Origin of the sequence: Acinetobacter sp. WCHAc010034, assembly GCF_001696615.3 — a bacterium.
Classification (GTDB): Bacteria; Pseudomonadota; Gammaproteobacteria; order Pseudomonadales; family Moraxellaceae; genus Acinetobacter.
This window is the reverse complement of record NZ_CP032279.1, coordinates 697,449-706,544: the sequence shown is the minus strand read 5'-3', so window position 1 is coordinate 706,544 and position 9,096 is coordinate 697,449. Positions and strand designations below refer to the sequence as shown.

The following is a 9,096-nucleotide window of genomic DNA, read 5'->3' as shown; positions in this document are numbered from 1 at the left end:
ACAGGGTAAATAAAAAGCCCACTATATGTGGGCTACTATATCAGATTCTGGTTTTATGCTCTTCAACTTTATTTTTTACATAGGATGAGTACCAAAACACATCCCTTTCAGCAAGTCGAATGGGCTGTTCAATATCTCCAGAGTTCACAAGAGCATAAAACTTATCTTTTCCAATGGATAGCAAATGCATGAACTCTTTCGCGCGGACTCTGCGATCAATTTCCATCAAGACACCTCCATCAAACTTTGCAGCACCGGTGCCGGCAGCCCAAGTTGTGCTTCGATCATTTTCTTGTATACCACGCCAGCATCATATGGCTGACAATCCACTGTTGGCATAACAGAACATCCTGCGTCCTGCATTGCCTCAGTCGGCTCCCTCGGCACCAAAACAAAATCACCGCTACCCAGTTTCTGAGCAGCGTCCAGAGTCGCGCCAAGGAGGGCATTTGCTTCTGGCACCGCCTGGGCGTTGGCTGTTGCTGTCAGCCATCCCTGCCAGCGGTCATTATGAATATGACTAACAGGGGAGCCATTTAACCAGATGATATGCTCGCCGTATTCTGACTCATGCCAAGCCCCAAAAGTCTTTCTTTTCAACTCAATATCCATCACGCCACCTCTACTTGATTTCTTAGGCTCTCAATAAACTTTCGGCCATGCTTTAAATACATATTCAAAAAGCCGCGGTACGCTTCCTGCATTGGCGCATTCATAACGCCAAATGCATTGATCTCCATCGTTTTGAATCCTTTGCGCCAGTATTGAACCAGCGCTTGGTGGCGGACAAAATTCGTTTTGCAGCCTAAATTCAGAAGATAGACTTCAAATGGAATTGCGAGGTTTGGGTGAATTTTTTTCATCGATATCCCCAACTATTTACAAAGTTTTGAATGCAATCTTCAATGCCGTATAGGCTGATATTGCGGTAAGTTTTAACCCGCCCATTGTGCTGAATGATCAGCACGCGGGTAATTGCAGAATATTCGTAGATCATTAAGACCCCCCGCCAGACTGACTCTCCAGCTCAACGCGGCGCTTGTTGACAGCGCGCATGAACATTGGCTGAACCCCAACGTGCCGGCCGGCAACTTCAATTTCCAGACAGTCCAGTTCGGTCAGATCGGCTGCATTTTCAATCTGAACCATTAATGAGGGAGGCTGTTTTATCTCAGCTGCTTCCGGCGGATTCAACTCATTCAGGCGCTTGTGAATGGCCTCAACCAGTGGCTTGCGCTGCTCTTCGGTCCACGACTTTGTATAGCCGGTGAGGGCCGTTGCTTCTGCAGGTGTTTTGGCAGCGCCTGCGCGTTCAAGAAGATCATCCAGAACTGCTTTCTGCTTAACATCCTCGACTTGCTGTTCAGCTTCGGCCTGCAGGCGCTGCAATTCTTCGACGCTTAGATCGGCGTGTTCTGGCGCTGGAGAGGGTATGGCCGGCTTGTATGCTTCAGGATCCAGCTCAGCGCACTTTTCCTCAACTAACTGGAATAGATGCTGAACATGCTCACGTCCTAAATGGCCGTTTGCTGAGAATGTATAACGCAGCGCCAAAGCGGACTCTACCTGTGTGCAGACAGCAATTTGGTCTGTGAACTTCTCAACCAGTTTCACCGGATCAGTTTCTATTTCAGCTGCTTCATGAGCTGCAGAATCCTTAAATGCCTTTTTTACTACATGATTTGAGGCTTCAGCCGCTGCTTTGTCTTGGCTTGCAGCAACAGCCTGGGGCACTTCTGCATCTACCGGATCTTCCCAGGGCAATGAATCGTCAGCTTTGGCCGGCTCAGCTTCTGCGGAGCCATTTCCAGCCGGCACCGCGCCGCCGCTGACTGCAATCAGTGCCGCAGCATGCATTACTGCATTTTGCTCATAGAGATGAACCATGCCACGCTGCATAAAGGCCAGATCAGCATCAGAATTTCTCCACTTGAAGGTCTTGCTCAACTTATCGGTGAGAACCGATGGAACAAAGCATTGAACGCCTTTAGCCGGGGCCTCCTTGATGGCCTCCGGAACCTGCATCAATCCGATGGTCATATAGACCACAGCAATGCGGAATTCATACGCCGTATCAATAAAAACAGTCGCAGGGAAGTTGCGGATATCATCAAAATCAAGATTTGATTCGACGTGGCGGCATTCGATTTTTTGGCCAGCAGCCATTGCTGCAAAAGCTTCATTGCCGGTTAAAATTTTCATGCTGTTGCTCCCGCTTTCGCTAATTGTTCAAGATCGTGTTTTACTGCTTGGATTTGACTGGAGTCGATTTGCATCAGTGAATCAATGCCTAAATGCTCGCATGCCGCCTTAACGTCTAAACCGCGCTCATCTATAAAAGCCAGCAGGTCATCGCGCTGAGCTTCATTGATGCCATTAAACTCAGGCGGGCTGATCCATGCGCTGCGCTCTTTATCAAAGGTGCAGTTCAAGGCCTTAGCGCGCGCCAGCATAGCTTGGCGCATGTTCTGGTAATAAATATGTTCTTTATCCAAGGCCTCTGTAAGCTGATTTAAATCACCAGCATGCATGGCCTCTTCACAGCTCTGCTTCCAGTTTTCAAAGTCCTCAAGCGCCTTGGCAGACGCAAGCTGGGCAGGGGTTAATGTGTTGATGTGGGCCTTGGCATCTGAGATCAGATCCGCCAAAAAGGTTGGATTAACTTTTAAGTCCGGCACCCAAACCTCACCTGTTTCACCGCCCAAAGCCCCTGAATTTTTGGCATGGTGTGTTGGGGACGGCTTGAAGTTGATGACGCGGGCATTTTTACCTTCACCCGTGGTTACAGTCGTCAAATAACCCATGATGTCGGCAATGCGGTACAGCTCATTTCTGTTCTTACCGCCCAGCTCCGGCCGGTAAATAACCTGATCACCGTTCTGGTCTTCAGAAGCATGGGCAATGAAAACTACATCCTTTCCGAAGCTCAGCAAGGTATTGATGTATTGCTTAAATTTCATGTTGGCCAAGCCTTGGGCTTTGAGCTTCAATGCACCATCTTGCTGGCGGTTATTTGCCGTCTTGAGCAGGTGGGTTTTAATGGATTCAAGCATTGCGCCAACGGTATCAATGACGACAGTGTTGTATGGAGCCAGATCCTGCTCTTTAATATTTTCAATATCAGCCCACTGCTGAACCGGTACAACAGCGCCGCGCCGAAGCTCACCAGTACGGTGCGCGCCGCGGTCAAAGTCGAAAGAAATAGCTTTGTCAGCCGTAAAACCTAAGGATGTTTTCCCTACACCTGGATCTGCATAGATATAGGTGATGATTGCACTGACGTTTAACGCCTGGTCAGCTGAAATAATTGCAAGAGCCATGTTATTTCCCCTTACTTAAACGTAGTGCCGAAGGCATCAGTGTTGTGGCGCTTGATCTTGTACTGCTCGCATTCGTGACGGGAGTGCCAGCGGTTCATGTTGTGTTTTTTCTTTGCCCGGTCAACAGCGCGCTGCGGATTCAAGGCTGATTTAACTGCGGTTTGAAATGCCGGCGCATTCACGACTTCTGCCGGCGCGCGCTGCTGCATGTAATTCTTAATTTCCAGCACGCATTGCCAAAAGAAGCTTGGCGCGGACCGGTCAAACACATTGCGGTCAAAGCCTTTGGTGAGCTCTGCAGAAACGCCGATGATGTATTCGGTACCGTTCACATCAACGACATAGCCGTTATGAGCCTTGCAGACAAAGCGGGCGCTGTATTTCTTCAGGCCAAGTACTTCATTCACATTGCGGCGGATCCAAGACTTGGCTGCCAAGGTGGCCTCATCCACGCAGCTCAACTTGCCGGCGGCGTTCAGCGTGTAAATCACATTGTCTTTCACGCAGTAAACCGTGTTGCCCATGCGGATGCGGTGGAAGCCGGCATTATCCGGGCCGAGGTCTTCGCGGAATGGTTTTGTAAAATTGGTTTTCATTATTTCACCTGCAGCGCTTGAACTTTGGCAACAGCTTCTTTATCCGAAGCGATGCCAATCATGTAGCCCAGCGCGGTAAAGATGATTAAGAGAAGCAGAACAGCGCAGATATTGCCGAAGATGTTCTTCTTGCTTTGAATTTCTGCAGCAGTAGGATGCTGATACAAACGCTGTGACGTTTGACTTTTGTTAGCGTCAAACTGCGGGGTTTGACTATGGGAAGGGTTTTGATTCATAATAAAATCCTGTTTGTTGTGGCCCTGTCTCTCGGCAAAGTTCCGGGGCTGTATCAGATTAAACTTGCTATTTCACTTCTTCTGCATGCTTGTATGCATCGCAGATATTCAAAAGCATCACTTTATGCTGATTCCAAAATTCCAGTGCATAACCGTCCATGCGGCTTATTAATTCATCACTGAATCCTTTCCAGCGCTCAATTGAGTGCTCCTGACAGCCAATTCGCATAATTCCAGTTCCGCTGATATAAACCATCCAGCACAGGCCATTGATGACGAGCGGGGCATTTTTCGCGTCCTGAAGATTCGCGCCATGAAGATTCGCGCCCCAAAGATTCGCGCCATGAAGATTCGCGCCCCAAAGATTCGCGCCATGAAGATTCGCGCCCCAAAGATTCGCGCCATGAAGATCCGCGTCCTGAAGATTCGCGCCATGAAGATCCGCGTCCTGAAGATTCGCGCCATGAAGATTCGCGTCCTGAGCAATTGCAGTTTCCACTGCATGACGCGCAATCATTCCTGATTCCATGCCTTCAGGCACTTCGCAAGTGAAAAGTACTTCGCCAGTCCAGCGGTTTTTGATTTCGTGTTGTGTCATAATGACCTCGTTGTGTTGAAGCCCTGATCCCGTTCAAAGTGTCAGGGCTTTTTTGTGGGTACGAGGTAAATATAACTGTAGTTATTTTTATAGTCAATACTATAGTTATAAAAATATCACTATGATTATATTTTATTTGCAATAATAGTTATGATAGACAAAAGAAAACCCACCGTGGTGGTGGGTTAGATGGAGTTTGTTATGGAATTTCCTAAGAATATTACAGAGCAATTAGATGGTGATTCAGTGGGTGCTACACGTACTTGGCGGCATCAGATGATTTATAAACTAATTGATGCTGGCGTAACCGATTCCGATGAGATCAAACACTCAGTTGATGCCCTTTATGAGCTGATTGTATCACCACCCAAGAATAATAATACTGATAACAATCAAATAAAATGCGGTGTTATTCCAGCGGGAACACGCATTAAGCTGTATGAAGCACCGCTCACACTTCAACACGATGTTAAGGTTGATGCTTCACAAGAATTTATTAATAAGGTTCTAAAAGACCAAGAAGATTTTTATAATGGTATTAATTGTTGTAGCCAACAACCTAAAGATGCTTCTTGATCCATTCCGATCCTTTGGAATTAAACCCTTTCCAAGCAGCATCACCAGACAAACCAGCAACTAAAAGCTCATCATCGGCATCAATAAAAGGAGACAATAAATCGCGAATTTCTACAGCAGATTTTTCAGATTTTACGATCCATGTAGAGTCTAAGTGATGCCACCAAGTTCCAGATATTTCTTTAATTTTTTCAGTAAGACCTGAATAATTTTTTCCTGATTTATTTAGGTCATAACCAATCATATAAGATTTTAGCATTATAATTTACCTTAACTTAAATGGGTAATTACTACGATTTATCAGCTTCTGTGCTTTCGTCTGACTTTTGAGACCTTGGATTAATTGCTGACGCATCCCAACCATTTTTTTTGAGATCATCAGGTGCCTCTATTAGGCTATATCCTGTAGTAATTGTAGTTATACCAATATGCTGCTCTGATTGTTGTTCATCATCTGAAGTGACTGCATGAGGACCCACATTCACAGTTAATTCAGGGAGTAGAATATAATAACCATTATGTATGTCATGTTTTTCCATAATAGTTTTAACAATATCTGATGTTGATATTGAGTATTTAGTTTTTTCTTTATTCATTTTAAACTTATCCTTTATGCATCATGAATGTTTACTTGGTGTTAATGGCTTTGCAGATCCATAACTTGAAACCATTGTAAGACTATCAATTCTCGATGACGTATAAAGTTCATGTATACGCACTACATTTGATGTTAACTCAAATGATGCTGTTTTTAGGTTATGGGCTAACTCTTGTCTTTGCAGCTCTAGCTTGTAATGTTCAAGATAGAATTGAATTGCATTAGCAACACATGAGTTCAATGTACATTCATCTTCAAAAGCCTGAATAGATAGCTTTTTATGCAAATCAGGAGATATCCTCACATTGAATGTCCCACTCAATGGCTTTTCTGGCTCAATTTTTTTGGCCTCACAATGATCGAGATATGAGTCTACAGCTTCTTCAAAAGCTTGTTTTAACTCAGCAATAGTATCACCAATGAAAATAATTTTTGATTGAACAAATAAAACTTCTCCAACCAAGCATTCATCTTCTAAGCTAAATTCCATGGAACCATAAAAGCCTTTGTACTTTAAAGTTTCTTTCATAATTCTATACCTTGCTCAATAAGAAATTCTTTGGCTTTTTTAACATATACAACTTTAAGTTCATTACCAGGGTGTGGTTTTAAGAAATCCAAAACAATTCTTGGATCATTTTTGTAAAAAATACAATGTGAACTGCCACGACCATTAAACTCAAGCGTAAAGCCTAAACGTTGCATCATTGTCACAAAATCCTCCCACTTAAAGTTTTTAGGAGGAGGATTGGAAAAAAACCTCTGTAGCAGCTTATCTGCTTTAGTCATTATATTGTCCTTCTAAAGCGATTTGTTTGCAACTAAAATTTAGTTGCAGAATTATAACAGAGAAATATTAAACTTTCTCCACCCGATCTGTTCTAAAGGACTGCGTCGGGTTCGCAGTTTTTTAATCTGCTATCCAGCGCGCCAAATCTGGCGACCCATGACTTTAAAATTCTTTCCATTTTCTTCAGTTACAACTTTATCCCGATATTTTTCATTCAGGCTGTGGAGAACCAAAGAGCCGTCAGCCTCTTTGAATACTTGCTTAATCATGCCTTCCCCAGCCAAGTAGACAGCATAGATCTCCCCATCAATTACATCTGTTTGAGAGAGATTAATACCCACCAAATCACCATCCTTAATAAAGTCAGCCATGCTGTCACCTTTGGCTTTAATGATTTTCATTGTTTGCTCAGTAACATTCCGATCTTTTAAAAATGTAGGTGGAAATGGAATTTTTCCATTTATAGCATCGAAATGAAACTCAATTGACTCTCCATTACCGCAAGAAAAACTAGCCTCAACAACATCCACCCAAACAAACTGATCTTTAAGCTCATCTGTAACAGCTATTGGGTCAGTAATTTCCGATGAATCAAAAGACTCTGGAGAATTACCAGTGGTTAGCCAATAAGGATCGACCCCTAAAACATTGGCAATCATTGGTAGATATGCTGATTTTTGATTCTTGCCAGACTCAAGGGCTTGGTATGCAGGCTGTGTAATGCCGACAGCCTCCGCAACCTCAGCTTGTGTTTTTTTTGCATTCCGCCGAGATTCCTTTAAGCGCTCTCTAAGTGACATAAATCAAAACTCTTTATTGATGAGTTAAATATATAACCCAAGTTATATTTATTCAAACAACTATGGTTATTGACTGGTGATAACTATAGTTATAATATGGTTATAAATTTATGGAGATATAACCATGAGTAAAAACTCAGTTTCGCTGTACCAGTCTCTTGTTGCTCACTTTGGAAGCCAAGAAAATACAGCGACAGCTCTGCTTGTAAAACAACCGGCAGTTTCTGGCTGGGTGTGTGGTACGAAAAAAATGTCTGCGCAAACAGCATTGCGTGCTGAGCAAGCCACCCAAGGCGCATTTAAAGCCGCAGATCTATGTCCAGCATTAAAGGAATTCCAGAACCTATCTGCATAACCAAAGTATGGCATTGGTCAAAGCCCTAAATAAACGTGAATAAATTCAAGGATTCACATATGAAAATCTCGCAAGAGACAAAAACAGCGCTGCACAAGATGATTCATCAGTCCGCAGGAGTAACACCAAAGGATGTTGCAGATGTGCTGGGTGTTTCGCACAAGACCGCTTTGAACTATGGCAACCCAAATATGGATCAGCATCTTCCAAGCCTGAAAGCGTTTGAGGCAATGCTGATCTACACGCAGAACCCAGCAAACCTGAAAGTTTGGGCGCACATGCTTGGAATGGTACTTGTGCCAGTGAACAACATTGATGGCAAAGAGCATCAGCTAAGTGTTCTTGAGTCGCTGCTGGGCATGAATATCGGAAATGGTGCGGCAAACAGGCAGGTTTTAAACGCTCTGGAAGATGGCGTTGTAACCCCCGCAGAGATGGATGAAACAGATCACATCCTGGAAGAGATTGAACAAAAAATTCAGTCGCTACGTAAAGCCATGAAAGGCGAGTGTGCAAAGTATTTATCAGCTTTGCAAATAGAAAAAGCCTGATCTTGAGAATCAGGCTTTTAACAATTCAAAACTTCAGAGGGCATTGAATATGCAGACAAATTTACCACAACACCCATGCGCGAACAAGTGCACGGATTTTAAAGAAGAGCAGTGCGGGCATTGTTTGGTTCAAGTCATGAGAACACGCACAGTGATTGAGTCAGATTTTCTATCCGGTGATGTTGTTGTCTTTGTTGATGCGGCGAAGCCGGATCACTTGATGACCGTTCACAAAGCTCAAGAAAACAGCGTGCTGCTGGATGGAAACAGGAGCTTTGCACTGAATCATTTGATTCGCCCAGCCAGCGTTGCGGAGCTGGGTGCAGGGAAGCGACTGGAGGAAGGGGTATGAAATCAAATCAATCCAAAGTGCCTGCCGAAACAGTAATTCCATTGCTGGAGCCTGTGCGGATCTACACAGCCAAGGAACTGGCGGCAATGCCACTCTCCAAGATGAATGAAGCAATCGCAGCCCAAGAGGCCTATTACATCATGGAGCACACAACCAAAATGGGGGGGCAGGCGATAGCGGTCCGCCGGCAGCTGCAAAATGGTGTTTTGCTTATCCAGGTCAAAGAAAAATCCAGAACACGCTACAAGGTCAACGGCGAATTTATAGAGCCTCGAATTATCCGCCAGCTGGAAAAGCGCGGCTTAGTGAAGCTGGGAGGTTAAT

General features: G+C 44.3%; 19 protein-coding genes. 5 read left to right on the top strand and 14 right to left on the bottom strand.

Features of this window, described 5'->3' with window-relative positions; all coding sequences use genetic code 11:
- Positions 1-40: 40 nt before the first annotated feature.
- From BEN74_RS04860 to BEN74_RS04830, 9 genes are all read right to left on the bottom strand, one after another.
- Positions 41-226 carry a helix-turn-helix transcriptional regulator gene (locus BEN74_RS04860; protein ID WP_068911290.1) on the bottom strand — a complete coding sequence of 62 codons (186 nt, stop codon included), beginning with the start codon at positions 224-226 and terminating at the stop codon, positions 41-43.
- The gene (locus tag BEN74_RS04855) at positions 226-612 is read right to left on the bottom strand and encodes a hypothetical protein (RefSeq protein WP_068911291.1); all 387 of its coding nucleotides are present in this window, start codon (positions 610-612) and stop codon (positions 226-228) included. The genes BEN74_RS04860 and BEN74_RS04855 overlap by 1 nt, the downstream gene beginning before the upstream one ends.
- The gene (locus BEN74_RS04850) at positions 612-863 is read right to left on the bottom strand and encodes a hypothetical protein (protein ID WP_068911292.1); all 252 of its coding nucleotides are present in this window, start codon (positions 861-863) and stop codon (positions 612-614) included. Before BEN74_RS04850 ends, BEN74_RS04855 begins: the two co-directional genes overlap by 1 nt.
- The gene (locus BEN74_RS19300; protein WP_162898138.1) at positions 860-997 is read right to left on the bottom strand and encodes a hypothetical protein; all 138 of its coding nucleotides are present in this window, start codon (positions 995-997) and stop codon (positions 860-862) included. Before BEN74_RS19300 ends, BEN74_RS04850 begins: the two co-directional genes overlap by 4 nt.
- Positions 997-2,202, bottom strand: coding sequence for a hypothetical protein (locus tag BEN74_RS04845; protein ID WP_068911293.1), 1,206 nt, complete (start codon positions 2,200-2,202; stop codon positions 997-999). The genes BEN74_RS19300 and BEN74_RS04845 overlap by 1 nt, the downstream gene beginning before the upstream one ends.
- Positions 2,199-3,320 carry an ATP-binding protein gene (locus BEN74_RS04840; protein WP_068911294.1) on the bottom strand — a complete coding sequence of 374 codons (1,122 nt, stop codon included), beginning with the start codon at positions 3,318-3,320 and terminating at the stop codon, positions 2,199-2,201. Before BEN74_RS04840 ends, BEN74_RS04845 begins: the two co-directional genes overlap by 4 nt.
- A gap of 11 nt (positions 3,321-3,331) precedes the next feature.
- The gene (locus tag BEN74_RS04835; protein WP_068911295.1) at positions 3,332-3,916 is read right to left on the bottom strand and encodes a hypothetical protein; all 585 of its coding nucleotides are present in this window, start codon (positions 3,914-3,916) and stop codon (positions 3,332-3,334) included.
- The gene (locus BEN74_RS19295; protein WP_162898137.1) at positions 3,916-4,152 is read right to left on the bottom strand and encodes a hypothetical protein; all 237 of its coding nucleotides are present in this window, start codon (positions 4,150-4,152) and stop codon (positions 3,916-3,918) included. Before BEN74_RS19295 ends, BEN74_RS04835 begins: the two co-directional genes overlap by 1 nt.
- A gap of 67 nt (positions 4,153-4,219) precedes the next feature.
- Positions 4,220-4,750, bottom strand: coding sequence for a pentapeptide repeat-containing protein (locus BEN74_RS04830; RefSeq protein ID WP_119285030.1), 531 nt, complete (start codon positions 4,748-4,750; stop codon positions 4,220-4,222).
- Positions 4,751-4,951: 201 nt separating this feature from the next.
- Here BEN74_RS04830 and BEN74_RS19665 point away from each other — a divergent pair, with 201 nt between their 5' ends.
- The gene (locus BEN74_RS19665) at positions 4,952-5,326 is read left to right on the top strand and encodes a hypothetical protein (protein ID WP_228200394.1); all 375 of its coding nucleotides are present in this window, start codon (positions 4,952-4,954) and stop codon (positions 5,324-5,326) included.
- On the opposite strand, the gene BEN74_RS04820 is transcribed toward BEN74_RS19665, so the two are convergent.
- The 5 genes from BEN74_RS04820 to BEN74_RS04800 form a co-directional block, all read right to left on the bottom strand.
- A complete protein-coding gene (locus BEN74_RS04820; RefSeq protein ID WP_068911297.1) occupies positions 5,310-5,585 on the bottom strand; it encodes a SinR family protein in 276 nt (91 codons plus the stop codon). The two genes, BEN74_RS19665 and BEN74_RS04820, sit on opposite strands and share 17 nt — an antisense overlap.
- A gap of 31 nt (positions 5,586-5,616) precedes the next feature.
- Complete coding sequence (locus BEN74_RS04815; protein WP_068911298.1) at positions 5,617-5,922, bottom strand: hypothetical protein; 306 nt, start codon at positions 5,920-5,922, stop codon at positions 5,617-5,619.
- A gap of 21 nt (positions 5,923-5,943) precedes the next feature.
- A complete protein-coding gene (locus BEN74_RS04810) occupies positions 5,944-6,453 on the bottom strand; it encodes a type II toxin-antitoxin system HicB family antitoxin (protein WP_068911299.1) in 510 nt (169 codons plus the stop codon).
- Positions 6,450-6,713, bottom strand: coding sequence for a type II toxin-antitoxin system HicA family toxin (locus BEN74_RS04805; RefSeq protein ID WP_068911300.1), 264 nt, complete (start codon positions 6,711-6,713; stop codon positions 6,450-6,452). Before BEN74_RS04805 ends, BEN74_RS04810 begins: the two co-directional genes overlap by 4 nt.
- A 129-nt stretch (positions 6,714-6,842) precedes the next feature.
- Positions 6,843-7,514 carry an XRE family transcriptional regulator gene (locus BEN74_RS04800; RefSeq protein ID WP_068911301.1) on the bottom strand — a complete coding sequence of 224 codons (672 nt, stop codon included), beginning with the start codon at positions 7,512-7,514 and terminating at the stop codon, positions 6,843-6,845.
- 124 nt (positions 7,515-7,638) lie between these two features.
- Between BEN74_RS04800 and BEN74_RS04795 the strand changes: the two genes are divergently transcribed.
- The 4 genes from BEN74_RS04795 (at position 7,639) to BEN74_RS04780 (ending at position 9,095) form a co-directional block, all read left to right on the top strand.
- Positions 7,639-7,869 (top strand): Cro/CI family transcriptional regulator, encoded by a 231-nt coding sequence (locus BEN74_RS04795; RefSeq protein WP_086374280.1) that lies wholly within the window; start codon positions 7,639-7,641, stop codon positions 7,867-7,869.
- Positions 7,870-7,928: 59 nt separating this feature from the next.
- Entirely contained in the window at positions 7,929-8,420 is a 492-nt protein-coding gene (locus tag BEN74_RS04790; protein WP_068911303.1) for a phage regulatory CII family protein, read from the top strand.
- A gap of 136 nt (positions 8,421-8,556) precedes the next feature.
- Entirely contained in the window at positions 8,557-8,772 is a 216-nt protein-coding gene (locus BEN74_RS04785) for a hypothetical protein (RefSeq protein ID WP_228200393.1), read from the top strand.
- Entirely contained in the window at positions 8,769-9,095 is a 327-nt protein-coding gene (locus BEN74_RS04780; RefSeq protein WP_068911305.1) for a hypothetical protein, read from the top strand. The genes BEN74_RS04785 and BEN74_RS04780 overlap by 4 nt, the downstream gene beginning before the upstream one ends.
- Position 9,096: the final 1 nt, after the last annotated feature.

What these genes read in the sequence shown, in the direction of transcription:
- BEN74_RS04840 (WP_068911294.1), bottom strand. Translation starts at nt 3,320, where the DNA reads ATGGCTCTTGCAATTATTTCAGCTGACCAGGCGTTAAACGTCAGTGCA.
- BEN74_RS04855 (WP_068911291.1), bottom strand. Translation starts at nt 612, where the DNA reads ATGGATATTGAGTTGAAAAGAAAGACTTTTGGGGCTTGGCATGAGTCA.
- BEN74_RS04780 (WP_068911305.1), top strand. Translation starts at nt 8,769, where the DNA reads ATGAAATCAAATCAATCCAAAGTGCCTGCCGAAACAGTAATTCCATTG.
- BEN74_RS04830 (WP_119285030.1), bottom strand. Translation starts at nt 4,750, where the DNA reads ATGACACAACACGAAATCAAAAACCGCTGGACTGGCGAAGTACTTTTC.
- BEN74_RS04845 (WP_068911293.1), bottom strand. Translation starts at nt 2,202, where the DNA reads ATGAAAATTTTAACCGGCAATGAAGCTTTTGCAGCAATGGCTGCTGGC.
- BEN74_RS04810 (WP_068911299.1), bottom strand. Translation starts at nt 6,453, where the DNA reads ATGAAAGAAACTTTAAAGTACAAAGGCTTTTATGGTTCCATGGAATTT.
- BEN74_RS04805 (WP_068911300.1), bottom strand. Translation starts at nt 6,713, where the DNA reads ATGACTAAAGCAGATAAGCTGCTACAGAGGTTTTTTTCCAATCCTCCT.
- BEN74_RS04820 (WP_068911297.1), bottom strand. Translation starts at nt 5,585, where the DNA reads ATGCTAAAATCTTATATGATTGGTTATGACCTAAATAAATCAGGAAAA.
- BEN74_RS19300 (WP_162898138.1), bottom strand. Translation starts at nt 997, where the DNA reads ATGATCTACGAATATTCTGCAATTACCCGCGTGCTGATCATTCAGCAC.
- BEN74_RS04835 (WP_068911295.1), bottom strand. Translation starts at nt 3,916, where the DNA reads ATGAAAACCAATTTTACAAAACCATTCCGCGAAGACCTCGGCCCGGAT.
- BEN74_RS04795 (WP_086374280.1), top strand. Translation starts at nt 7,639, where the DNA reads ATGAGTAAAAACTCAGTTTCGCTGTACCAGTCTCTTGTTGCTCACTTT.
- BEN74_RS04800 (WP_068911301.1), bottom strand. Translation starts at nt 7,514, where the DNA reads ATGTCACTTAGAGAGCGCTTAAAGGAATCTCGGCGGAATGCAAAAAAA.
- BEN74_RS04790 (WP_068911303.1), top strand. Translation starts at nt 7,929, where the DNA reads ATGAAAATCTCGCAAGAGACAAAAACAGCGCTGCACAAGATGATTCAT.
- BEN74_RS19665 (WP_228200394.1), top strand. Translation starts at nt 4,952, where the DNA reads ATGGAATTTCCTAAGAATATTACAGAGCAATTAGATGGTGATTCAGTG.
- BEN74_RS19295 (WP_162898137.1), bottom strand. Translation starts at nt 4,152, where the DNA reads ATGAATCAAAACCCTTCCCATAGTCAAACCCCGCAGTTTGACGCTAAC.
- BEN74_RS04815 (WP_068911298.1), bottom strand. Translation starts at nt 5,922, where the DNA reads ATGAATAAAGAAAAAACTAAATACTCAATATCAACATCAGATATTGTT.
- BEN74_RS04785 (WP_228200393.1), top strand. Translation starts at nt 8,557, where the DNA reads ATGAGAACACGCACAGTGATTGAGTCAGATTTTCTATCCGGTGATGTT.
- BEN74_RS04860 (WP_068911290.1), bottom strand. Translation starts at nt 226, where the DNA reads ATGGAAATTGATCGCAGAGTCCGCGCGAAAGAGTTCATGCATTTGCTA.
- BEN74_RS04850 (WP_068911292.1), bottom strand. Translation starts at nt 863, where the DNA reads ATGAAAAAAATTCACCCAAACCTCGCAATTCCATTTGAAGTCTATCTT.